This is a genomic window from Kitasatospora sp. NPDC051170 (assembly GCF_044455705.1).
Lineage (GTDB): Bacteria > Actinomycetota > Actinomycetes > Streptomycetales > Streptomycetaceae > Kitasatospora.
Genome location: NZ_JBITFA010000002.1, coordinates 233,549 through 260,417, shown reverse-complemented (window position 1 = coordinate 260,417; position 26,869 = coordinate 233,549). Strand labels below are relative to the sequence as shown.

The 26,869-nt window shown below is 75.0% G+C and carries 2 protein-coding genes and 1 pseudogene; all 3 read left to right on the top strand.

Features of this window, described 5'->3' with window-relative positions; translation table 11 throughout:
• Window positions 1-77 precede the first annotated feature (77 nt).
• Window positions 78-5,459, top strand: a complete 5,382-nt coding sequence (locus ACIBCA_RS04820) for an SDR family NAD(P)-dependent oxidoreductase (protein ID WP_396281386.1) — start codon at window positions 78-80, stop codon at window positions 5,457-5,459.
• Between the two features lie 172 nt (window positions 5,460-5,631).
• On the top strand, window positions 5,632-21,408 hold the full coding sequence (locus ACIBCA_RS04815) for an SDR family NAD(P)-dependent oxidoreductase (RefSeq protein WP_396281797.1): 15,777 nt from the start codon (window positions 5,632-5,634) through the stop codon (window positions 21,406-21,408).
• 33 nt (window positions 21,409-21,441) lie between these two features.
• Window positions 21,442-26,838: pseudogene (locus ACIBCA_RS04810) on the top strand (type I polyketide synthase); the annotation flags it as partial.
• Window positions 26,839-26,869 lie beyond the last annotated feature (31 nt).

Genomic DNA, 26,869 nt, shown 5'->3' with positions numbered 1-26,869 from the left:
GCTTCGCCCTGCCCTTGTCTTTTGTCCTTGTCCTTGTCCTTGTCCTTCCGCCCGGCCGCGAGGAGCGAGTAGCAGAGATGGCTGCCAACGACACCAAGCTGATCGATGCGTTGCGCGCGTCGCTGAAGGAGACCGAACGGCTGCGCGAGCAGAACCGCCGGCTGGCCTCCGCCGCGCGCGAACCGATCGCGATCGTCGGCATGGCCTGCCGGTACCCCGGCGGGGTCACCTCGCCCGAGGAGCTGTGGCAGCTGGTCGCCGAAGGGCGGGACGCCATCGGCGAGTTCCCGCAGGACCGGGGCTGGCCGCTCGACCGGCTCTTCGACGAGGACCCGGACCACCACGGCACCAGCTACACCCGCACCGGCGGATTCCTGTACGACGCCGCCGAGTTCGACCCCGCCTTCTTCGGCATCTCGCCCCGCGAGGCCATGGTCGTCGACCCGCAGCAACGGCTGCTGCTGGAGGTCTCCTGGGAGGCCCTGGAGCGCGCGGGCCTCGACCCGCGTGACCTGCGCGGCTCCCGCACCGGCGTCTACACCGGCCTGATGCACCACGACTACGCGACGCCGTTCCCCGCCGTACCCGGCGACCTGGAGGGCATGGCCAGCACCGGCAAGGCCGCGAGCGTCGCCTCCGGCCGGGTCTCGTACGAACTCGGCTTCGAGGGCCCCGCGGTGACGGTCGACACCGCCTGCTCCTCCTCGCTGGTCGCCCTGCACTTCGCCGCGCACGCGCTGCGCCAGGGCGAGTGCGAGCTGGCGCTGGCGGGCGGGGTCACGGTCATGGCGACCCCGGCCTCCTTCGTGGAGTTCAGCCGCCAGCGCGGGCTGGCCCCGGACGGGCGCTGCAAGTCCTTCTCCACCACGGCGGACGGCACCTCCTGGGGCGAGGGCGTGGGCGTCCTGGTGCTGGAGCGCCTGTCGGTCGCCCAGGCGAAGGGCCACCGGGTACTGGCGCTGCTGCGCGGCTCGGCCATCAACCAGGACGGCGCCAGCAACGGGCTGACCGCCCCCAACGGCCCCTCCCAGGAGCGGGTGATCCGGCAGGCGCTCGCCCAGGCCGGACTGGCCTCGGCCGACGTCGACGCGGTGGACGCGCACGGCACCGGCACCGCGCTCGGGGACCCGATCGAGGCGCAGGCGCTGCTGGCCGCGTACGGGCAGGGGCGTGAGGAGCCGCTCTGGCTGGGCTCGCTGAAGTCCAACATCGGGCACGCGCAGGCGGCGGCGGGTGTCGGCAGCGTGATCAAGATGGTGATGGCGATGCGGCACGGCCTGCTGCCGCGGACCCTGCACGTGGAGGAGCCGACGCACCACGTGGACTGGTCGGCGGGCGCGGTGCGGCTGCTCACCGAGCAGCGGGAGTGGCCCGCGCTGGACCGGCCGCGCCGGGCCGGGGTGTCCTCCTTCGGGATCAGCGGGACCAATGCGCACGTGGTGCTGGAGCAGGCGGAGCCCGTCGAGGCGCCGTCGGCTGTCGTGCCGGCTTCTGCTCCGACGTCTGTGCAGGGTTCTGTGCAGGGTTCTGTGCAGGCCGGGCCGCACGCCTGGCTGCTGTCGGGGGCGAGCCCCGAGGCGCTGCGGGCGCAGGCGGCGCGGCTGGCGGCCTTCGTGTCGCAGCCGGGCGAGCCCGGCCCGGCTGCCGTCGCCGCCGCGCTGCGGGGGCGGACGGCGTTCGAGCACCGGGGTGTGGCCGTCGGGTCCTCCTCGGCCGAACTGGCGGGCAGGCTGGCGGAGTTCTCCGTGACGGGCGTGGCGCACGGGCTGCCGAAGGCGGGCGTGCTGTTCACCGGGCAGGGCGCCCAGCGTTCCGGCATGGGACGGGAGTTGTGCGCCGCGTTCCCGGCGTTCGAGGCCGCCTTCGAGGAGGTGTGCGCGGCCTTCGACCCGCTGCTCGGGCGCTCGCTGCGCGCCCTCTGCTTCGACTCGGACTCGGACGAACTGGACCGGACGCAGTACACCCAGCCCGCACTGTTCGCGTTCGAAGTCGCCGCGTACCGACTGCTGGAGGCGTTCGGGGTACGGCCGGCCGTGCTGGTCGGGCACTCGATCGGCGAGCTGGCGGCCGCGCACGTCGCCGGGGTGTTCTCGCTGGCGGACGCGGCGCGGCTGGTCGAGGCACGTGGGCGGCTGATGCAGGAGCTGCCCGAGGGCGGGGCGATGGTCGCCGTCCGGGCGAGTGAGGCGGAGGTGCTGCCGCTGCTCGCCGGGCTGGAGTCCCGGGCGGCGGTGGCGGCGGTGAACGCGCCCCTGTCGGTGGTGGTTTCGGGCGAGGAGGAGGCCGTCACGGCGGTCGCCGAGAAGCTGGCCGCCGAGGGCCGGAAGACCCAGCGGCTGCGGGTGAGCCACGCGTTCCACTCGCCGCTGATGGACGGGATGCTGGAGGAGTTCCGCGCCGTCGCCGCCACGGTCGCGTACAGCGAGCCGACGGTTCCCGTGGTCTCCAACGTCACCGGTGAGTTGGCCGGTTCGGGGCAGCTCACCGATCCCGAGTACTGGGTGCGCCACGCCCGCGAGGCCGTCCGCTTCACCGACGGGCTCGCCGCCGCGCACGCCGCCGGGGCCCGCGCCCTGGTGGAGGCCGGTCCAGACGCGATCCTCACCGCGCTGGCCCGGCAGGTCTTCGCCGAGGACGAGCGGGTGGTCGCCCTCCCCGTCGCCCGGCGCGAGCACGAGGAGGCGACCACGCTGGTCACGGCCCTCGGCGGGCTCTGGGCGCGCGGGGTCGACGTCGACTGGTCGCCGCTGGGATCGGGCGCCTCGGGCCCGGTGGACCTGCCGACGTACGCCTTCGACCACCAGCACTACTGGCTGCGCACCCACGTCACCGCCGGGGACCCGAGCACCGTCGGACTCGACGCCGTCGCGCACCCGCTGCTCGGCGCCGCCACCGAACTCGCCACCGGGGACCGGCTCGTCCTCTCCGGACGGGTCTCCCTCGCCGACCAGCCGTGGCTGGCCGACCACGCCGTCCACGGCTCCGTCGTCCTCCCCGGCGCGGCCTTCGTCGAACTCGCCCTCCAGGCCGGCGCCCGGACGGGGGCACCCGGCCTGCACGAACTCACCCTCCAGGCACCGCTGGTGATCGCCGAGGGAGAGTCCCTCCGGTTGCAGGTGGTCGTGGAGGCGCCCGGCGAGGACGGGCGGCGCGAGGCCGGCGTGTACTCCCGCGCCGAGGGGGACGCCGAGGACGGCGGGTGGGTCGTGCACGCCACCGGGCTGCTGGGCGAGCCCACTCCGGCGGATCCCTCGACGGCGGATCCCTCGACGGCGGAGCCCGCTCCGGCCGCATGGCCGCCCGCCGAGGCCGAGCCCGTCGAACTGGACGACGCCCATGGGCGGTTGGCGGCCGTCGGCCTGGAGTACGGACCGGCGTTCCGGGGCCTGCGCGCCGCGTGGCGCACAGAGGGCGCGCTGTACGCCGAGGTCGAACTGCCCGAGGCGGCCGGGGCGGACGGCTTCGCGCTGCACCCCGCGTTGCTGGACTCCGCCCTACACCCCATCGCCCTGCACTCGGTGGCCTCGGGCCGGTCGGACACCCTGCTGCCGTTCACCTGGTCGGGCGTCACCCTGCACGCCTCGACCGCGACCGTACTGCGGGTGCACCTGGCCGTCCGGGGCCCGCAGGAGTACGCGCTGCACCTGACGGACCCGGCCGGCGCGCCCGTCCTGAGCGTCGATGCCCTCACCCTGCGCCCGCTGGCCGCCGGGCAGTTGGGCGCCGCGACGGACGCGCTCCTACACGTCGCGTGGGAGCCGGTGGCCGGCGCCGGGGAGCACGCCCCCGAGTCGTACGCGCTGGCGGAGATCGCCACCGACCCCGCCGACGACCCGCTCACCCGGCTGCGCAGCGCCACCCGGCAGACCCTCGCCCATGTGCAACTGCACCTGGCGCAGAGCGGGGAACCCCGGCTGGTGGTGGTCACCCGCAGTGAGTCGCCCGACCCGGCGCTCGCCGCCGCCCGGGGACTGCTGCGGGCCGCGCAGGCCGAGCACCCCGACCGCTTCGTGGTCGTCGACGCCGACGGGGAGAGCCTGCCGCTGCTCCCCGCCGCCCTGGCCACGGGCGAGCCCGAACTCGCGCTGCGCGGTGGGACGGTGAGCGCTCCGCGCCTGGTCCGGCTGCGGGAGGCGGAGGGCGCCGCCGTGGCGCTCGACGGCACCGTGCTGATCACCGGCGGGACGGGCGGGATCGGCGCGCTGGCCGCCCGGCACCTGGTCACCGCCCACGGGGTGCGCAGCCTGGTGCTGGTCAGCCGGCGCGGCCCCGGCGCCCCCGGGGCCGCCGAGCTGCGGGAGGAGCTGGTCGCGGCGGGCGCGGAGGTCGTCGTCGCCGCCTGCGACGTCTCCGACCGCGAGGCGCTCGCCGCGGTGATCGCCTCGGTACCGGCCGAGCACCCGCTCACCGCCGTCCTCCACACGGCCGGTGTCCTGAACGACGGCCTGGTCGAGGGGCTGACGGCGGAGGACCTCGACACTGTGCTCCGGCCGAAGGCCGACGCCGCCCGGCACCTGCACGAACTGACCCGGGATCTGCCGCTCACGGCCTTCGTCGTCCTCTCCTCGCTCGCCGGAGTCTGGGGCAACCCCGGGCAGGCCAACTACGGCGCCGCGAACGCCTACCTGGACGCCCTGATCGCCGAGCGGCGGGACGCCGGCCTGCCGGGTTCGGCGCTCGCGTACGGGCTCTGGAACGCGGGCGGGATGGCGGGTGAGCTGGACGACGCGCAGGTGCGCCGCCTCGCCGCCTCCGGCGTGCTGCCGCTGACCGACGCCCAGGGGCTCGCCGCCCTCGACCTCGCGCTCGGCGACGCCGGGCTGCTCGTCCCCGCGCGGCTCGACCTGCGGGGGCTGGCCGAGCGGACGCCGGTGCGGCCGCTGCTGCGGCGCCTGATCACCGCGCGGCCGCCGCGGGCCGCCGCCGGCCCCGCCTCCGCTTCCAGCGGCGCCGGCGCCTCGGGCCCCTCGGATCGGGAGGCGCTCACCGCCCGGCTCACCGGGCTGGACGCCTCCGGGCAGCTCAACCTGCTGCTGGACGTCGTCCGGCGCCGGATCGCCGCCGTGCTCGGGTTCGCCGGGCCGGAGGCCGTCCACGTGGACCGGCTCTTCCAGGACCTCGGGCTCGACTCGCTCACCGCCCTCGAACTGCGCAACCAGCTCAACCAGGCCACCGGCCTGCGTCTGCCCGCCACGCTCGTGTTCGACCACCCCACCCCCACCGCCCTCGCCCGGCACCTGCTCGCCGAGCTGGCCCCGGCCGAGGCACCCAACCCGCTGCTCGCCGACCTCGACCGGATCGAGGCGGCGATGGCGGCGCTCTCCCCCGACGACGAGTTGCGTCACGAGGTGGCCGCCAGGCTGCGCGAGCTGGCGCGGTCGACGGCGGACACCGAGCTGGCCGAGGCGTCCGAGGACGACCTGCTGGCGGCGCTGGAGAGCGAGCTGCACAACTTCTGATCCTGACCGGGTTCGGAGCCTTCCCGGGTTCCGGACCTGACCGGGTTTCTGGATTAACCGGGTTCCAGGACTGACCGGGTTTCTGGATTGACCGGGTTCCGGATCTGACTGGGTCAGAGTTGCGACCTTCTGATCTTCCGACCTTCTGAATCTCTGAGCTAGGGCTAGGGGACTGGCGATGTCGAACAACGAGAGCGGTCTGCGCGAGTATCTGCGTCGCGCCACGGCAGAGCTGCGGGACGTCAACCGCCGGATGCGGGAGATGGAGGAGCGGCAGCAGGAGCCGATCGCGATCGTGGGCATGGCCTGCCGGTTCCCCGGCGGGGTCGCCTCGCCCGAGGACCTGTGGCGGCTCGTCGCGGACGGCCGGGACGGCGTCAGCCCGTTCCCGACCGACCGTGGCTGGGACCTCGACACCCTGTTCGACGACGACCCGGAGAAGGCCGGCACCTCCTACTGCCGGGAGGCCGGGTTCCTGCACGACGCGGGCCGGTTCGACCCGGCGTTCTTCGGCATCTCCCCCCGCGAGGCCGTCGCCATCGACCCGCAGCAGCGGCTGCTGCTGGAGACCTCCTGGGAGGCGATCGAGCGCGCCGGCCTCGACCCCCGTGCCCTGCACGGCTCCCGCACCGGCGTCTTCGCGGGCGTGATGTACCACGACTACCAGCCGCCCGTGGCCGCCGTCCCGGAGGAACTGGAGGGCATGGTCGGCACCGGCAGCGCGGGCAGCATCGCCTCCGGCCGCATCGCCTACACCCTCGGCCTGGAGGGCCCGGCGGTGACGGTCGACACCGCCTGCTCCTCCTCCCTGGTCGCCCTGCACCTCGCCGCGCACGCCCTGCGCCAGGGCGAGTGCGAGCTGGCGCTGGCGGGCGGCGTGACGGTGATGGCCACGCCCTCGTCGTTCGTCGAGTTCAGCCGCCAGCGGGGGCTGGCCCCGGACGGGCGCTGCAAGTCCTTCTCCACCGGCGCGGACGGCACCTCCTGGGCCGAGGGCGTCGGCGTCCTCGTACTGGAGCGGCTGTCGGTCGCGCAGGCCAAGGGCCACCGGGTGCTGGCCGTGGTGCGTGGCTCGGCGATCAACCAGGACGGTGCCAGCAACGGGCTGACCGCCCCCAACGGCCCCTCCCAGGAGCGCGTCATCCGGCAGGCACTCGCCCAGGCCGGACTGGCCTCGGCCGACGTCGACGCGGTCGAGGCGCACGGGACGGGCACGGCCCTCGGGGACCCGATCGAGGCGCAGGCGCTGCTGGCGACGTACGGGCAGGAGCGCGAGGAACCGCTCTGGCTCGGGTCGCTGAAGTCCAACATCGGGCACTCCCAGGCGGCGGCCGGTGTCGGCGGCGTCATCAAGATGGTCATGGCGATGCGGCACGGTGTGCTGCCGCAGACGCTCAACGTGGACGAGCCGACCCGGCACGTGGACTGGTCGGCGGGCGCGGTGGAGCTGCTGACCGAGCAGCGGGACTGGCCGGCGGTGGACCGTCCGCGCCGGGCGGCCGTCTCCTCCTTCGGCATCAGCGGCACCAACGCGCACGTCATCCTGGAACAGGCCGAGAGCGTCGAAGAGGTGGAGACGCCCACCGGGCTCGTCCCGCTGCTGGTCTCCGCCGCGAACCCCGAAGCGCTGCGCGGGCAGGCGGCACGGCTGGCCGCGTTCCTGGAGCAGCGGCCGGAGGCCGAACCGGCGGCGGTCGCGGCCGCGCTCGCGCGACGGACGGTGTTCGGGCACCGGGCGGTGGTCACCGGGTCGGAGGTCGGCGAACTGGTCGACGGGCTCAGGGCTTTGGTCGGTGGCGAGGCCGTGTCCGACGCGCCGAAGGTGGGGGTGCTGTTCACTGGGCAGGGGGCTCAGCGGGCGGGGATGGGGCGGGAGTTGTGTGCCGCGTTCCCGGTGTTCGAGGCGGCCTTCGAGGAGGTGTGCGCGGCGTTCGATCCGCTGCTCGGGCGGTCGCTGCGCGAACTGTGCTTCGAGTCGGACTCGGATGAGTTGGACCGGACGCAGTACACCCAGCCCGCTCTGTTCGCGTTCGAGGTCGCCGCCTACCGCCTGCTGGAGAGCCACGGGCTGCGACCCGCCGCCCTGATCGGCCACTCCATCGGTGAGCTGGCGGCCGCGCACGTCGCCGGGGTCTTCTCCCTGACGGACGCGGCCCGGCTGGTCGCCGCGCGCGGTCGCCTGATGCAGGCGCTGCCTGAGGGCGGCGTGATGATCGCCGTCCAGGCCACCGAGGCCGACGTCCTCCCGTTCCTGGCCGGACACGAGCACACCGCAGCCATTGCCGCCGTCAACGCGCCCACCTCCGTGGTGATCTCGGGCGAGGACGCCACGGTCGCCGCCATCGCCGAGCAGCTCGCCGCCGAAGGCCGCAAGACCCAGCGCCTGCGCGTCAGCCACGCCTTCCACTCCCCGCTCATGGACCCGATGCTCGACGAGTTCCGCACGGTCGCCACCACCGTCACCTACCGGGAACCGACGATCCCCGTCGTCTCCAACGTCACCGGCCAGATGGCGACTTCGGCGCAACTCACCGACCCCGAGTACTGGGTCCGCCACGTCCGCGAAGCCGTCCGCTTCGCCGACGCCCTCACCACCGCCCACGCCCAGGGCATCACCACCTACATCGAAACCGGCCCCGACGCCATCCTCACCGCCCTCACCCGCCAGATCCTCGCCGACGCCCCCCAGACCACCGCCGCACCCCTCACCCGCCGCAACCACGACGAAGCCCGCACCACCCTCGAAGCCCTCGGCACCCTCTGGACACGCGGCGCAACCATCGACTGGACCCCGCTGCTCCCCGCCCAGACAGCCCCCGTCGACCTGCCCACCTACGCCTTCGACCACCAGCACTACTGGATCAAGCCCCAGCCCACGACCGGTGGCCTCACCACCGCCGGCCTGAGCGCCGTCGAGCACCCGCTCCTGGGCGCGGTGACCGAGCTGGCCGCCGGTAACCAGTTCGTCCTCTCCGGCCGCCTCTCCCTCACCACCCACCCCTGGCTCGCCGACCACACCGTCCACGGCACCCCCATCCTCCCCGGCACCGCCTTCGTCGAACTCGCCCTCCAGGCCGCCCACCGCACCGACACCACCCACCTGCACGAACTCACCCTCCAGGCCCCACTGGTGCTCACCGAGCAGGGCGCCCGCCAGCTCCAGGTGACCGTCTCCGAGCCGGAAGGGACCGGCCACCGCGCCGTCACCATCCACTCGCGCCCGGCCGACGGGGACTCCGAGGAGCCCTGGACCCTCCACGCGGACGGCCTGCTCGCCGGCCGGGACGTCCCGCCCGCCCAGGAGTTCACGGCCTGGCCCCCGGCCGGTGCCCAGCCGATCGCCGTCGAGGGCCTCTACGACCGCCTCGCGGACCTCGGGCTCGGCTACGGCCCGCTGTTCCAGGGCGTCACCGCCGCCTGGTCGCTGGACGGCGAGATCCTCGCCGCCGTCGAACTGCCCGAGCAGACGCACGCCGACGCCGCCCGCTTCGGCCTCCACCCGGCGCTGCTCGACTCCGCCCTCCACACCATCGCGCTGGGCGGCGGCGAGGAGGAGTCCGAGACCCGCCTGCCGTTCTCCTGGTCGGGCGTAACCCTGTGGTCGGCGGGCGCGACCGAGCTGCGGGTCCGGGTCGCCCGCGCGGACGGCCCGTCCGTCCGCCTCCAGGTCGCGGACGGCGCCGGGGCGCCCGTGCTGTCCGTGGACGAGCTGGTCCTGCGGGCGGTCACCGCCGGGCAGTTGACGGGCGGCGCGTCCGGCGCGCTGCTCGGCGTGGAGTGGGTCGAGCTGCCCGTCCCCACCGCCGATCAGGCCCCGCGCCTGGCAGCCGTCCGTACCTCCGCGCTCGGCGTCGACCCGTACGAGGGCCTCGACGCGCTGGCCGCCGCCGGGCCGCTGCCCGAGGTCGTGCTGGCCGAGGTCCGCAGCGGTGAGGGCCCGGAGGCCGTCCGGACCGTCACCCGGGAGGTACTGGCCCTCGCGCAGGAGTGGCTGGCCGAGGAGCGGTTCGCCGGTTGCCGCCTGGCCGTGGTCACCCGGGGCGCCGTGGTCACCCGAGGCGCCGTCGCCCCCGCCGTGTCCGACCCGGCGCTCGCCGCCGCCTGGGGCCTGATCCGGGCCGCGCAGGCCGAGCACCCGGGCCGGTTCGTCCTGGTCGACCTCGACGAGGAGAGCCTGCCGCTGCTCCCCGCCGCCCTCGCCACCGACGAGACCGAACTCGCCCTCCACGCGGGCACGCTGAGCGCGCCGCGCCTCGTCCGGCTGCGCGAGACGGCCGCCGCCCCGGCACTCGACGGCACCGTGCTGATCACCGGCGGCACCAGTGGCCTCGGCGCTCTCGCAGCCCGGCACCTGGCCGTCACCCACGGCGTGCGTCACCTGCTGCTCGCCAGCCGACGCGGCCTCGAAGCACCCGGAGCAGCTGAACTCCGTGACGAGCTGGGCGCGTTGGGCGCGAGCGTCACCGTCGCCGCCTGCGACGTCTCCGACCGCGAAGCCCTGGCCGCGCTGATCGGCTCCGTCCCGGCCGAGCACCCCCTCGCCGCCGTGATCCACGCCGCCGGCACCCTCGCCGACGCCCCCGTCACCGCGCTCACCGAGGCGCAGCTCGACCACGTCCTCGCCCCGAAGGCCGAAGCCGCCCGGCACCTCCACGAGTTGACCCGCGAGCTGCCGCTCACCGCCTTCGTCCTCCTCTCCTCCCTCGCCGGCACCTGGGGCAACGCGGGCCAGGCCAACTACGCGGCCGCCAACGCCTACCTCGACGCCCTCGCCGCCGCCCGCCGCGCCGAGGGCCTGCCCGGCACCGCCCTCGCCTACGGCCTCTGGGACACCCGCACCGGCCTGAGCGAGGCCCTCACCGAGGCCGACCTGGAGCGCATGCGCCGCCAGGGCCTGCGCCCGCTGACCGTCGAGCAGGGCCTCGCCGCCCTCGACGCCGCCCTCGGCACGGACCGCCCGCTCCTCGTCTCCACGGGCCTCGCCCTGCGCGCCCTCGCCGACCAGGACCGAGTGCGGCCGCTGCTGCGCCGCCTGGCCGCCAACCAGGTGACCGGCGGCCGGCTGCGCCGCGCCTCCGCCGGGCGCGCCCGCACCGGTTCACCGCTGTACGAGCAGCTGCTCGGGCTGGACGAGCCCGGCCGCCAGGCGTTCCTGCTGGACGTGGTGCGCGGGCAGGTCGCGGCCGTTCTGGGCTTCGCCGGTCCGGAGGCCGTCCACGCCGACCGGCTGTTCCAGGAGCTGGGCTTCGACTCGCTCACCGCCCTGGAACTGCGCAACCAGCTGAACGCCGCCACCGGGCTGGTCCTGCCCGCGACGCTCGTCTTCGACCACCCGACCCCCGTCGCGCTCGCCCGCCACCTCACCACCGCGCTCCTCGGCACGGCGGCCACCGTGAGCGTCGCCCGTACGGTCGGCGCGGACGAGGACCCGATCGCGATCGTCGGCATGGCCTGCCGCTTCCCCGGCGGGGTCACCTCGCCCGAGGACCTGTGGCGCCTGGTCGCGGACGGCCGGGACGGCATCACCGGGTTCCCGACGGACCGTGGCTGGGACCTCGACGGGCTCTTCGACGACGACCCCGAGCACGCGGGCACCTCGTACTGCCGGGAGGCCGGATTCCTGCACGGGGCCGGGGAGTTCGACGCCGCCTTCTTCGGCATCTCGCCCCGCGAGGCCGTGGCGATCGACCCCCAGCAGCGGCTGCTGCTGGAGACCTCCTGGGAGGCGATCGAGCGCGCCGGGCTGGACCCGCGCGGGCTGCACGGTACGCGGACCGGCGTCTTCGCCGGTGTGATGTACCACGACTACCAGCCGGCGGTCGGGGCCGTTCCCGAGGAGTTGGAGGGGATGGTCGGCACGGGCAGCCTGGGCAGCGTCGCCTCCGGGCGCGTCGCGTACGCCCTGGGGCTGGAGGGCCCGGCGCTCACCGTCGACACCGCCTGCTCCTCCTCCCTCGTCGCCCTGCACCTGGCCGCGCAGGCGCTCCGGCAGGGCGAGTGCGATCTCGCGCTGGCGGGCGGCGTCACCGTGATGGCCACCCCGGCGGCCTTCGTGGAGTTCAGCCGCCAGCGGGGCCTCGCGCCGAACGGGCGCTGCAAGTCCTTCTCCACCGGCGCGGACGGCACCTCCTGGGCCGAGGGCGTCGGCGTCCTCGTACTGGAGCGGCTGTCGGTCGCGCGGGAGAACGGGCACCGGGTGCTGGCGGTCGTCCGGGGCTCGGCGATCAACCAGGACGGTGCCAGCAACGGACTGACCGCGCCGAACGGGCCCTCGCAGGAGCGGGTGATCCGGCAGGCGCTCGCCCAGGCCGGGCTGGTGTCGGCCGACGTCGACGCGGTCGAAGCGCACGGCACCGGGACCAGCCTCGGCGACCCCATCGAGGCACAGGCCCTGCTGGCGACGTACGGGCAGGAGCGCGAAGAACCGCTCTGGCTCGGCTCGTTGAAGTCCAACATCGGCCACGCGCAGGCCGCCGCCGGCGTCGGCGGCGTCATCAAGATGGTCATGGCGATGCGCCACGGCGTGCTCCCGCAGACCCTCAACGTGGACGAACCCACCACCCACGTCGACTGGTCGACGGGCTCCGTCGAGCTGCTCACCTCGCAGCGGGAGTGGCCGGAGGTCGACCGTCCGCGCCGGGCGGCCGTCTCCTCCTTCGGCATCAGCGGCACCAACGCCCACGTCATCCTCGAGCAGGCCGAGAGCGTCGAGGAGCCGGAGGCGCCCGCCGGGCTCGTCCCTCTGCTGGTCTCAGCGGCGAGCCCCGAGGCGCTGCGCGCCCAGGCTGCCCGCCTCGCGGCTCACCTGGAGGAGCAGCAGGGCGAGTTGGGCGCGGGTGCGGTCGCGGCCGCGCTCCTGCGGCGGACGGTCTTCGAGCACCGGGCGGTGGTCGTCGGCGGCGAGACGGACGAACTGGCCGCCGGGCTGGCCTCGTTGGCGAACGATCCCCGCGGTTTCGAGGGGGCCTTCGCGGCGCCGAAGGTGGGGGTGCTGTTCACCGGGCAGGGGGCTCAGCGGGCGGGCATGGGAAGGGAGTTGTGCGCCGCGTTCCCGGTGTTCGAGGCGGCCTTCGAGGAGGTGTGCGCGGCGTTCGATCCGCTGCTCGGGCGGTCGCTGCGCCAACTGTGCTTCGAGTCGGGCTCGGACTCGGATGAGTTGGACCGGACGCAATACACGCAGCCCGCGCTGTTCGCGTTCGAGGTGGCCGCCTACCGGCTGTTGGAGAGCCACGGGCTGCGGCCCGCCGTCCTGGTCGGCCACTCCATCGGCGAGCTGGCCGCCGCACATGTCGCCGGGGTCTTCTCCCTGACGGACGCGGCCCGGCTGGTCGCCGCACGTGGCCGTCTGATGCAGGCGCTGCCTGAGGGCGGCGCCATGATCGCCGTCCAGGCCACCGAGGCCGACGTCCTCCCGCTCCTCGCCGGACACCAGGGCAAGGCGGCCATCGCGGCCGTGAACGCGCCCCGGTCCACCGTCGTCTCAGGCGAGCAGGCCAGCGTCGCCGCCATCGCCGAGCAGCTCGCCGCCGAAGGCCGCAAGACCCAGCGCCTGCGCGTCAGCCACGCCTTCCACTCCCCGCTCATGGACCCGATGCTCGACGAGTTCCGCACAGTCGCCGCCAGTATCACCTACCTGGAACCGACGATCCCCGTCGTCTCCAACGTCACCGGCCAGATGGCGACTTCGGCGCAACTCACCGACCCCGAGTACTGGGTCCGCCACGTCCGCGAAGCCGTCCGCTTCGCCGACGGACTCACCACCGCCCACGCCCAGGGCATCACCACCTACGTCGAGACCGGCCCCGACGCCATCCTCACCGCCCTCACCCGCCAGATCCTCGCCGACGACGCCCAGGCCACCGCCGCGCCCCTCGCCCGCCGCAACCGCGACGAAGCCCGTACCGCCCTCGATGCCCTCGGCACTCTCTGGACGCGCGGCGCAACCATCGACTGGACCCCGCTCATCCCGGCCGCCGCCACCCCGGCGGAGCTGCCCACCTACGCCTTCGACCACCAGCACTACTGGATCAAGCCCCAGCCCACGACCGGTGGCCTCACCACCGCCGGCCTGCACACCCTCGACCACCCCCTCCTCGGGGCCGTCACCCGCGTCGCGGGCACCGAGCAGCTGATCCTCTCCGGCCGCCTCTCCCTCACCACCCACCCCTGGCTCGCCGACCACACCGTCCACGGCACCACCGTCGTACCGGGCGCGGCGCTCGTCGAGCTGGTCCTCCAGGCTGCTCTCCGCACCGGCAGCGGCCGCGTCGGCGAACTGGTCCTCCAGGCCCCGCTGGTGCTCGCCGACCAGGGCGCCCGCCAGCTCCAGGTGACCGTCGCCGAGCCGGACGGGACGGGCCACCGCGCCGTCGCCGTCCACTCCCGCCCCGAGGAGTCGGCCGACTCGGCCGAGCCGTGGACCCTGCACGCCGAGGGCCACCTCTCCCCCGCCGCCGACCGGGCGCCCAGCGATCTCACCGCCTGGCCCCCGGCCGGCGCCGAGGCCACCGACCCCGCCGAGCTCTACGCCCGACTGGCCGACCTCGGCCTCGACTACGGCCCGGCCTTCCAGGGCCTGCGCGCCGCCTGGCGGACCGAGGAGGCCCTGTACGCCGAGGTCGAACTGCCCGAGGACGTACGGGCGGAGGCCGACCGCTACGCCCTGCACCCGGCACTGCTGGACGCCGCCCTGCACACCCTGGCCGTCAACCAGGACACCCACGAGGCCGAAGGGCAGGCGCAGACCCTGCTCCCCTTCACCTGGTCCGGCCTGACCCTGCACGCGCACGCCGCGACCGCCCTGCGCGTCCGGATCACCGCCGAGGGCCCGCACGAGGCTTCGCTCCAGCTCGCCGACGCGACCGGCGCGCCCGTCCTCACCCTCGACGCGCTCGCCCTGCGCCCGCTGGCCGCCGACCGCCTCACGGCCGCCCTCGCCTCGACCGCCTCCACCGCCGACGTCTCCTTCCACGTCGAGTGGCCCCCGGTGGCCACCGGCAAGGCCGAGACCGAAACCGAGACCGGGACCGAGACCGAGCCCGGCCCGTACACCGTCGTCGAGATCACCGCCGCGCCCGCCGAGGCCGAGGATCCGCTGCGCGACACCCTGCGCCAGGCGCTGGCCGCCGTCCAGGAGCACCTGGCCGACCCCGAGGCCCCCCGGCTCGTCCTCCTCACCCGGGGCGCGGTGGCCACGGCCGCCCCCGACCCGGTGCAGGCGGCCGTCCGGGGCCTGGTCCGCAGCGCGCAGGCGGAGCACCCGGACCGGTTCGTCCTGGTCGACGCCGACGAGGAGAGCCTGCCGCTGCTGCCCGCCGCGCTGGCCACCGGCGAGCCCGCACTCGCCCTCCACCAGGGCACGGTGAGCGCCCCGCGCCTCGTGCGGCACACCCCTTCCCCTTCGGAGCTCCCCTCCCTGGAGGGCACCGTCCTGATCACCGGCGGCACCACGGGCCTCGGCGCCCTCATCGCCCGCCACCTGGTCACCGCGCACGGCGCCCGCAGCCTCCTGCTCACCAGCCGGCGCGGCTCCGAGGCGCCCGGAGCCTCCGAACTCGCGCTGGACCTCGCCGAGTTGGGTGCGGAGGTGACCGTCGCCGCCTGCGACGTCTCCGACCGCGAGGCCCTGGCCGCACTGCTCGCCACCATCCCGGCCGACCACCCGCTCACCGCCGTGGTCCACGCCGCCGGCACCCTCGCGGACGCCCCCGTGAGCGCCCTGACCGAGGAGGGCCTCGACCACGTCCTCGCCCCCAAGGCCGATGCCGCCCGCCACCTGCACGAGCTGACCCGCGACCTGCCGCTCACCGCCTTCGTCCTCCTCTCCTCCCTGGCCGGCACCTGGGGCAACCCCGGCCAGGCCAACTACGGCGCCGCCAACGCCTACCTCGACGCCCTCGCCGCCGCCCGCCGCGCCGAGGGCCTGCCCGGCACCGCCCTCGCCTACGGCCTGTGGAACGCGGGCGGCATGACCGCCCACCTCACCGAGGCCGACCTGCGCCGCATGGGCCGCTCCGGCGTCCTGCCGCTGACCGACGCCCAGGGCCTCGCCGCCTTCGACGCCGCGCTCACCGCCGACCGCCCGGCCGTCCTCTCCGCCCGCCTCGACCTGCGGGCGCTCGCCGACGGCGAGCAGGTGCACCCGCTGCTGCGCCGCCTCGCCGCCGGTCGCCCGGGCGGCCGTCTGCGCCGCGCCGCCGCCCGGCCCGGCGCCCAGGGCGCCCTCGCCGAGCGCCTCGCGGGACTCGACGGGCCCGCCCGGCAGGAGCTGCTGCTGGGGATCGTCCGGGGCCAGGTCGCCGCCGTCCTGGGCTTCGCCGGGCCGGAGGCCGTCCACAGCGACCGGCTGTTCCAGGAGCTGGGCTTCGACTCGCTCACCGCCCTGGAACTGCGCAACCAGCTGAACACCGCCACGGACCTCCAGCTGCCCGCGACCCTGATCTTCGACCACCCCACCCCCGTCGCGCTCGCCCGCCACCTCGCCACCGCGCTCCTCGGCACGGCCACCGCCGTGACCGTCACCCGCACCGGCGGCACGGACGCGGACGACCCGATCGCGATCGTCGGCATGGCCTGCCGCTTCCCCGGCGGGGTCGCCTCGCCCGAGGACCTGTGGCAGCTCGTCGCGGACGGCCGGGACGGCATCACGCCGTTCCCCACCGACCGCGGCTGGAACCTCGACACGCTCTTCGACGACGACCCGCACCGCACCGGCACCTCCTACTGCCGGGAGGCCGGATTCCTGCACGAGGCCGGGGAGTTCGACGCCGCCTTCTTCGGCATCTCACCCCGCGAGGCCCTCGCCACCGACCCGCAGCAGCGCCTCCTGCTGGAGACCTCCTGGGAGGCCGTCGAGCGCGCCGGGCTCGACCCGCGCAGCCTGCACGGCTCCCGCACCGGCGTCTTCGCGGGCGTGATGTACCACGACTACCTGCCCGCGGTGGGCACCACGCCCGGCGAGCTGGAGGGCCTGATCGGCACCGGCGTCGCGGGCAGCGTCGCCTCCGGCCGCATCGCCTACACCCTCGGCCTGGAGGGCCCCGCCCTCACCGTCGACACCGCCTGCTCCTCCTCCCTCGTCGCCCTGCACCTCGCCGCGCAGGCCCTCCACCAGGGCGAATGCGAGCTGGCGCTGGCCGGAGGCGTGACCGTCATGGCCACCCCCGGCGCCTTCATCGACTTCAGCCGCCAGCAGGGCCTCGCCCCGGACGGACGCTGCAAGTCCTTCTCCACCGGCGCGGACGGCACCTCCTGGGCCGAGGGCGTCGGCATGCTGCTGCTGGAGCGGCTGTCCGACGCGCAGCGCAACGGGCACCGGGTGCTGGCCGTGGTGCGTGGCTCGGCGATCAACCAGGACGGCGCCAGCAACGGGCTCACCGCCCCCAACGGCCCCTCGCAGGAGCGCGTCATCCGGCAGGCACTCGCCCAGGCGGGCCTGTCCGCCGCCGAGGTCGACACCGTCGAAGCACACGGCACCGGGACCAGCCTCGGCGACCCCATCGAGGCACAGGCCCTGCTGGCGACGTACGGGCAGGAGCGCGAAGAACCGCTCTGGCTCGGCTCGTTGAAGTCCAACATCGGCCACGCGCAGGCCGCCGCCGGCGTCGGCGGGATCATCAAGATGGTCATGGCGATGCGCCACGGCGTCCTGCCGAGGACCCTGCACGTCGAGGAGCCGACCACCCACGTGGACTGGACGGCGGGCGCGGTACGGCTGCTCACCGAGCAGCGGGACTGGCCAGCCGTGGACCGCCCGCGCCGCGCGGGCGTCTCCTCCTTCGGCATCAGCGGCACCAATGCGCACGTCATCCTCGAACAGCCGGTGCAGGCTGCGGAGTTCAGCTCGGACAATCCTTCGACCCCGGCTCCCTGGCTCGTCTCGGCCCGCAGCCCGCAGGCCCTGCGCGGCCAGGCGGCGCGGCTGACCGCGTTCCTGGAGCAGCGGCCTGAGGTCGCCCCGGCAGCCGTCGCGGCGGCGCTGGCCGCCCGTACGGCCTTCGAGTACCGCGCGGTCGTGCTCGGCGGCGAGGAACTGCCCGCCGCGCTGGGCGCGTTGGCACAGGACGCGTCGACACAGGGCGGCACGGCTCCCGGCCTGGTCCAGGGCGCGGCGCTGACCGAATCGCCCCGGGTCGGCGTCCTCTTCACCGGGCAGGGTGCCCAGCGGGCGGGGATGGGACGGGAGTTGTCCGCGGCGTTCCCGGTGTTCGCCGCGGCCTTCGAGGAGGTGTGCGCGGCCTTCGATCCGCTGCTCGGGCGGTCGCTGCGCGAACTGTGCTTCGAGTCGGACGAGTTGGACCAGACGCAGTACACGCAGCCCGCACTGTTCGCGTTCGAGGTCGCCGCCTACCGACTGCTGGAGAGCCACGGGCTGCGGCCCGCCGTCCTGGTCGGTCACTCCATCGGCGAGCTGGCCGCCGCCCATGTCGCGGGCGTGCTCGATCTGCCCGACGCCGCCCACCTGGTCGCCTCGCGCGGCCGGCTGATGCAGCAACTCCCCTCCGGTGGCGCGATGATCGCCGTCCAGGCCACCGAGGACGACGTCCTGCCGCTCCTCGCCGGACAGGAGGGCCGGGCAGCCGTCGCCGCCGTGAACGCACCCGGGTCCACCGTCGTCTCGGGCGAGGAGGAGGCCGTCACGGCGATCGCCGAGCAGCTCGCCGCCGCCGGACGCAAGACACAGCGCCTGCGCGTCAGCCACGCCTTCCACTCCCCGCTCATGGACCCGATGCTCGACGAGTTCCGCGAGATCGCCGCCTCCCTCCACTACCACGAGCCGACGATCCCGATCGTCTCCAACGTGACCGGGGATATGGCGGCTTCGGCCCAGCTCACCGACCCCGAGTACTGGGTGCGCCACGTCCGCGAAGCCGTCCGCTTCGCCGACGGCCTGGGCACCGCCCACGCACAGGGCATCACCACCTACGTCGAAACCGGCCCCGACGCCATCCTCACCGCGCTGACCCGCCAGATCCTCGCCGACGCCCCCGAGGTCACCGCCGCCCCCGTCGCCCGTCGCAACCACGACGAAGCCCGTACCGCCCTCGAAGCGCTCGCCACCCTCTGGACGCGCGGCGCCCGCATCGACTGGACCCCGCTCGTCCCGGCCGCCGGCCCGGTCGAGCTGCCCACCTACGCCTTCGACCACCAGCACTTCTGGATCAAGCCGCAGGCCGCCACCGGCGACCTGAGCACCGCCGGACTGAACGCCCTCGACCACCCCTTCCTCACCGCCGTCACCGAACTCGCCACCGGCGAGCAGCTCGCGCTCTCCGGCCGCCTCTCCCTCACCACCCACCCCTGGCTCGCCGACCACACCGTCCACGGCACCACCCTCGTCCCCGGCACGGGCTTGGCCGAGCTGGCCATCCGGGCCGGTGACGAGGCCGGCTGCCCGGTGCTGGAGGACCTCACGCTGCAGGCGCCGCTGGTCCTGCCCGAGCAGGGCGGGCTCCAGGTGCAGGTGACGGTCGGCGCCCCGGACGCCCAGGGGCTGCGGCCGGTCGCCATCCACTCGCGGCCCGAGGCCCGGCCCGACGGTGAGGACCAGGAGCCGTGGACCGTCCACGCGGACGGCCTGCTCGCCCCTGCCACCCGTCCCGCCGCCGACACCGGCCCCGACCTGGCGGACCTGGCCGCCTGGCCGCCCGCCGACGCCCAGTCCGTCGACACCGCCGACGCCTACCCCTACCTGGTCGGCCGCGGCTACGGCTACGGCCCGGTGTTCCAGGGCATGAGGGCGGTCTGGCGGCGCGGCGAGGAGGTGTTCGCCGAGGTCGAGCTGCCCGAGCAGGCGCACGCCGACGCCGCCCGCTTCGGCCTCCACCCGGCACTGTTCGACGCGGCGATGCACATGATGCTGCTGATCGGCCGCGAGGACGGCACCGAGCAGACGCTCCTGCCGTTCTCCTGGTCCGGGGTCACCCTGCACTCGGCGGGTGCCACCACCGTCCGCGTCCGGATCGCGCCCCAGGGCAGCGGCGGCGTGAGCATCGCCATGGCGGACGCCACCGGCGCGCCCGTCCTCACCGTCGAGACCCTCGGCATCCGGCCCGTCTCCGCCGAGCAACTGGCGGGGGCCGGGCAGGCGTCCGGCGTGCTGTACGCGCTGGACTGGGTGCCCGCCACCCTCGCGGCCTCCGAATCCTCCGCCGCCATCGCCGTCCTGGGCGCCGGCCCCGCCGGCCTCGCCGACCTCCCCGGCGTCGTCCGTAGCGCCGACTGGACGGCGCTCACGGGCCCCGCCCCCGAGCACCTGCTGGCCGAACTCCCCGTGCCCGCGCCCGGCGAGGCGCCGCAGCGGCTACGCGAGGCCACCCGCCACGCGCTCGGGCTGGTCCAGGGCTTCCTCGCCCAGGACGGGCTGGCGGAGACCCGCCTCACCCTGGTCATCCGCACCGACTCCACCGCCTCCGGCCCGGACCTCGCACTCGCCCCCGTCCGGGGCCTGATCCGGGCCGCCCAGGCCGAGCACCCCGGCCGCTTCGCGCTCCTGTCCACCGACGAGGAGAGCGTGCCGCTCATCCCGGCCGCCCTCGCCACCGAGGAGCCCGAACTCGACCTCCGGCAGGGCGCGATGACCGTCCCGCGCCTCGTCCGCCACACGCCCGGCCCGGCCCCGGAGTTCCCCGCGCTGGAGGGCACCGTCCTGATCACCGGCGGCACCGGGGGCCTCGGCGCGCTCGTCGCCCGCCACCTGGTCGCGACGCACGGCGTCCGGCACCTGCTCCTCACCAGCCGCCGCGGCCTCGCCGCCCCCGGAGCGTCCGAACTCCACGACGAGCTGACCGCGTTGGGCGCGAGCGTCACCATCGCCGCCTGCGATGTCTCCGACCGCACCGCGCTGGCCGCGCTCATCGCCGAGCACCCGCCGACGGCCGTCGTCCACACCGCCGGGGTCGCCGACAACGGGCTCGTGGACGCCCTCACCGAGGAGCAGTTCGACCGCGTCCTCGCCCCCAAGGCCGACGCGGCCTGGCACCTGCACGAACTGACCCGCGACCTCCCGCTCACCGCCTTCGTCCTCTTCTCCTCCGCCGGCGGCATGGTCCTCGCCGCAGGCCAGGCCAACTACGCCACCGCCAACCTGTTCCTCGACACCCTCGCCGCCCACCGCCGCGCCGAGGGCCGGGTGGCCACCTCCCTCGCCTACGGCCTCTGGGACACCCGCACCGGCCTGAGCGAGGGCCTGACCGAGGCCGACCTGGAGCGCATGCGCCGCCAGGGCCTGCCCCCGCTCACCGAGGCCCAGGGCCTCGCCGCCCTCGACGCCGCACTCACCGCCGAGCGGCCCGTCCTCGTCCCCCTCAAGGTCGACCCGGCCGCCCTGCGCCACCGCACCGACGACCTGCCCGCCCTGCTGCGCGGCCTTCGCCCCGCCGGCGCCCGCCGTACGGCCCGGGGCGGAGCGGGCACCGGCCCGGTGGAGCTGGAGCGCCGGCTCACGGGCCTCGCAGGGGCCGAACGGGAGGCCGCCGTCCTGCTCTTCGTCCAGGAGAAGGCGGCCGGAGTCCTCGGCCACGCCTCGGCCGACGCGGTGGAGCCCGAACGGGCCTTCCAGGACCTCGGGTTCGACTCGCTGACCGCCGTCGAGCTGCGCAACCAGCTCAACGCCGCGACCGGACTGCGCCTGCCGGCCACCCTGGTCTTCGACTACCCGAGCCCCGTCGCCCTCTGCGCCCACCTGCTCGGCGCCCTCGCCCCGGCTCCCGCACCCACTCCCGGACGCGGCCTGAGCGCCGAACTCGACGCCGTCGAAGCCTCGTTGGCCGTCCAGAGCGCCGCCCCGGACACCGACCGCGAGGCGATCACCGTCCGCCTCGAACAGCTGCTCGCCGACTGGAAGAAGGCGACCAGGCCCGCCGAGACCGAGGACCTGGCCGAACGGTTGGAGGCCGCCAGCGCCGCCGACCTGCTCAGTTTCATCGACAACGAACTCGGGCTCTCCTGAGCCGGTCCCGCTGAGGAAGGACACGAAACCGTGCCCAGTGAAGAGCAGTTGGTCGAGTACCTCAAGCGCGTCACCGCCGAGCTGCACAGCACCCGGCAGCGCCTCCAGGAGGTCCGCGACAAGGACCGCGAGCCGATCGCCGTCGTCGGCATGGCCTGCCGCTACCCCGGTGGCGTCACCACCCCCGAACAGCTCTGGGACCTGGTGATCGAGGGCCGCGACGCCGTCTCCGAGCTGCCCGAGGACCGGGGCTGGGACATCGAGGGTCTCTTCCACGACGACCCCGGGAACCCCGGCACCTCCTACTGCCGCCGCGCCGGATTCCTGTACGACGCCGCCGAGTTCGACCCGAAGTTCTTCGGCATCTCCCCGCGCGAGGCCGTCGGCATCGACCCGCAGCAGCGCCTCCTACTCGAAGCCTCCTGGGAGGCGATCGAGCGGATCGGCCTCGACCCGCGCACCCTGCGCGGCTCCCGCACCGGCGTCTTCGCGGGCGTGATGTACCACGACTACGGCATGAACGCCCTGCTCGCCTCCACCAGCGGCGGCAGCCTGATCTCCGGCCGCGTCGCCTACGCCCTCGGCCTGGAGGGCCCGGCCGTCACCCTCGACACCGCCTGCTCCTCCTCCCTCGTCGCCCTGCACCTCGCCGCCCAGGCCTTGCGCAACGGCGACTGCGAGCTCGCCCTCGCGGGCGGCGTCACCGTGATGGCCACGCCCGGCATGTTCCTGGAGTTCAGCCGCCAGCGGGGCCTCGCCCCCGACGGGCGCTGCAAGTCCTTCTCCTCCTCCGCCGACGGCACCTCCTGGGCCGAGGGCGTGGGCGTCCTCGCGCTCGAACGGCTCTCCGTCGCCCAGGCCAAGGGCCACCGGGTCCTCGCCGTGGTGCGCGGTTCGGCGGTCAACCAGGACGGCGCCAGCAACGGCATCACCGCACCCAACGGCCCCTCCCAGGAGCGCGTCATCCGCCAGGCCCTCGACAACGCCGGGCTGACGCCCGCAGACGTCGACGCCGTCGAGGCGCACGGCACCGGCACCACCCTCGGCGACCCGATCGAGGCACAGGCGCTCCTCGCCACGTACGGGCAGGAGCGCGGCCCGGGGGGTGTGCCGCTGCTGCTGGGCTCGTTCAAGTCCAACATCGGGCACGCGCAGGCGGCCGCCGGGGTCGGTGGCGTCATCAAGATGGTCATGGCGCTGCGGCACGGCGTCCTGCCCCGGACACTCCACGTGGAGGCGCCGAGCCCGCACGTCGAGTGGGACACGGGCGCGGTGGAGCTGCTGACCTCGCAGCGGGACTGGCCGTCGGTGGACCGCCCGCGCCGGGCGGCCGTCTCCTCCTTCGGCATCAGCGGGACCAACGCGCACGTGGTGCTGGAGCAGGCCGAGCCCGTCGAGGCGCCGGAGACTGTCGCGCAGGCCGGGCCGCACGCCTGGCTGCTGTCCGCCGCCAGCCCCGAGGCGCTGCGCGGGCAGGCGGGCAAGCTCGCCGAACTCGTCGCGCGGCAGCCCGAGTTGCACCCGGGGGCCGTCGCCAAGGCGTTGCACGGGCGGACGGTCTTCGAGCACCGGTCCGTGGCGGTCGGCGCCGATCTGGAGGAACTCCGGGGCGAGCTCGGGCGGTTGGCGGTCACCGGGGCGGCGCAGGGGGCGCCGAAGGTGGGTGTGCTGTTCACCGGGCAGGGGGCTCAGCGGGCGGGGATGGGGCGGGAGTTGTGTGCCGCGTTCCCGGTGTTCGCGGCGGCCTTCGAGGAGGTGTGTGCGGCCTTCGACCCGGTGCTCGGGCGGTCGCTGCGCGAACTGTGCTTCTCGTCAGATGAGTTGGACCAGACGCAGTACACGCAGCCTGCGCTGTTCGCGTTCGAGGTGGCGGCCTACCGGCTGCTGGAGAGCCACGGGCTGCGGCCCGCTGCCCTGATCGGGCACTCGATCGGTGAGCTGGCGGCCGCGCATATCGCCGGGGTGTTCTCCCTGGCGGACGCGGCCCGGCTGGTCGCCGCGCGCGGTCGCCTGATGCAGGCACTCCCGGCCGGTGGCGCCATGATCGCCGCCCAGGCCACCGAGGCCGACGTCCTCCCGCTCCTCGCCGGACACGAGCACACCGCAGCCATTGCCGCCGTCAACGCGCCCACCTCCGTGGTGATCTCCGGCGAGGACGTCACCGTTACCCAGATCGCCGAACGGCTGGCCTCGAAAGGTCGCAAGACGCAGCGCCTGCGCGTCAGCCACGCATTCCACTCGCCGCTCATGGACCCGATGCTGGACGAGTTCCGCACGGTCGCCGCCTCCGTCACTTACCGCGAGCCGACGATCCCCGTCGTCTCCAACGTCACCGGCCAGATGGCGACTTCGGCGCAGCTCACCGACCCCGAGTACTGGGTCCGCCACGTCCGCGAAGCCGTCCGCTTCGCCGACGGACTCACCACCGCCCACGCGCAGGGCATCACCACCTACGTCGAGACCGGCCCCGACGCCATCCTCACCGCCCTCACCCGCCAGATCCTCGCCGACGCCCCCGAGGTCACCGCCGCCCCCGTCGCCCGCCGCAACCACCCCGAAGCCCGCACCGCCCTCGAAGCCCTCGGCACCCTCTGGACACGCGGCGCCCGCATCGACTGGACCCCGCTCATCCCGGCCGCCGCCGCCCCCGTCGACCTGCCCACCTACGCCTTCGACCGGCAGCGCTACTGGGTCGCCGCCGCCGAAGCCGGTACGGACGTGAGCGGCGCCGGTCTCGGCGCGCTCGACCACCCGCTGCTCACCGCCGTCACCGAACTCGCCGCCGGCGACCAGTTCGTGCTCTCCGGCCGCCTCTCGCTCACCACCCACCCCTGGCTCGCCGACCACACCGTCCACGGCACCCCCATCCTCCCCGGCACCGCGTTCATCGAACTCGCCCTCCAGGCCGCCCACCGCACCGACACCACCCACCTCCACGAACTCACCCTCCAGGCCCCGCTGCCGCTCGCCACGCCCGTCCAGCTCCAGGTCGCGGTCGGCGCCCCGGCCGAGGACGGCCACCGCGCCGTCACCGTCCACTCCCGCCCGGCCGACGGGGACTCCGAGGAGCCCTGGACCCTCCACGCCGAGGGCCACCTCTCCCCCGCCGCGTCCGACCAGCCGACCCCGCTCACCACCTGGCCCCCGACCGGAGCGCAGCCCGTCGCCGTCGAGGACCTGTACGACCGCATGGCCGAACTCGGCCTCGACTACGGCCCGCTGTTCCAGGGCGTCACCGCCGCCTGGTCCCTCGACAGCGAGGTCCACGCCGCCGTCGAACTCCCCGAGCCCGCCCACCCGGAGGCCGCCCGCTTCGGCCTCCACCCGGCGCTGCTCGACGCCACCCTGCACACCCTCGCCCTCGGCGAGTTCCTCCAGGACGTCGAGCCGGGCCGCCCCGCCCTCCCCTTCGCCTGGCAGGACGTGAGCCTGCACGCCACCGGCGCCACGACGGTCCGCGTCCGGGTCCGGTCCGAGGGTGCCAACGGCGTCCGGCTGGAGATCGCCGACGCGGACGGCTCGCCCGTCCTCACCGTCGGCGCGCTGCGACTGCGCCCCCTCTCGGTGGAGCAGCTCGCCACCGCCGACCGGTCGTCGGAGTTCCTCTTCGATGTCGAGTGGACGGCCGTACGGGCCGCGAGCCCCGCGCCCACCGGCCTCGCCGTCCTCGGCGACGACCTGCCCGGCCTCACCGGCGTGGACCGCCACCCCGACTGGGCCGCGCTCGCCGCCGCCCGTCCAGCCTGGGTCCTGGCCGAGATCCCGGCCCCAACTGCCGCGGGTACCCCCGAACGACTGCGCGAGGCCACCTACCGGGCCCTCGACATCATCCAGGCGTTCCTCGCCCAGGACGGCCTGGCCGACGCCCGCCTCGCCCTCGTCACCCGGGGCGCCGTCGCCACCGCCGACCCGGACCTCGCCGTCGCCCCGGTCTGGGGCCTGGTGCGCGCCGCCCAGGCCGAGCACCCGGGCCGCTTCGTCCTCCTCGACACCGACGAACAGAGCCTGCCCCTGCTGCCCGCCGCCCTCGCCACCGAGGAGCCCGAACTCGCCCTCCACGCGGGCACGGTGACCGCGCCACGCTTCGTCCGCCACCCCGGCGCCACTCCTGCCGCCTCGCCGCTCGACCCGAACGGCACCGTCCTGATCACCGGTGGCACCGGCGGCCTCGGCGCACTCGCGGCCCGCCACCTAGTCACCACGCACGGCGTCCGCCACCTGCTCCTCACCAGCCGCCGCGGCCTCGCCGCCCCCGGAGCGTCCGAACTCCACGACGAGCTGACCGCGTCGGGCGCGAACGTCACCATCGCCGCCTGCGACGTGTCCGACCGCTCCGCCCTCGCCGCGCTGCTCGCCACCGTCCCGGCCGAGCACCCGCTCACCGGCGTCGTCCACGCCGCCGGTATCGGCGACAACGGCCTGGTCGACGCCCTCACCCGCAAGCAGTTCGACGGCGTCCTCGCCGCCAAGGCCGACGCCGCCTGGCACCTGCACGAACTGACCCGCGACCTCCCGCTCACCGCCTTCGTCCTGTACTCCTCCGCCGGCGGCATGGTCCTCGCCGCCGGCCAGGCCAACTACGCCACCGCCAACGCCTTCCTCGACACCCTCGCCACCCACCGCCGCGCCGCCGGACTGCCCGGCACCGCCGTCGTCTACGGCCTGTGGGACACCCGGACGGGCCTCAGCGAATGGCTCGCCGAATCCGACCTCGAGCGCATGCGCCGCCAGGGCCTGCCCCCGCTCACCGAAGCCCAGGGCCTCGCCGCCCTCGATGCCGCCCTCACCGCCGAACACCCGGTCCTGGTCGCCCTCAAGGTCGACCCGGCCGCCCTCCGCCACCGCATCGACGACCTCCCCGCCCTCCTCCGCGCCCTCCGCCCGGCGGGCGCCCGGCGGGCAGCCACCAGGGAGGCCCGCTCCTCGGCGAGCCTGGCCTCCCACCTCTCCTCCCTCACCACCACCGAGCGACAGGACCACCTGCTCAAGCTCGTCCGGGGCCAGGTCGCGACCATCCTCGGCTTCGCGGACGCCTCCGAGATCAACCCGGAGAAGCCCTTCCAGGACTTCGGCTTCGACTCCCTGACGGCCCTCGAGTTCCGCAACCAACTCACCGCCGCCACCGCCCTGCGCCTACCCGCCACCCTCGTCTTCGACTACCCCACGGCCGCCACCCTCGCCGCCCACCTCGCCACCCGCTTCGGCGAACCGGCCGACCAACCGACCGACGGCCTCCGCCTCTTCGCCGACCTCGACCAGATCCAGCGCTCCCTCGCCGACCTCCCCACCGACCCCGTCCTGAGGACCCGCCTCACCACCCGCCTCCGCGAACTCCTCACCACCCTCGACACCCAGCCCACCACCACGGCCGACGTCTCCACCGCCACCGACGACGAACTCTTCAGCTTCATCGAAGACCTCGGCGTCTGACCCCCACCCTCATGCCCGGCGCCAGAAGTCG

Coding starts and splice junctions, on each gene's coding strand:
- ACIBCA_RS04820 (WP_396281386.1), top strand. CDS start 78: ATGGCTGCCAACGACACCAAGCTGATCGATGCGTTGCGCGCGTCGCTG.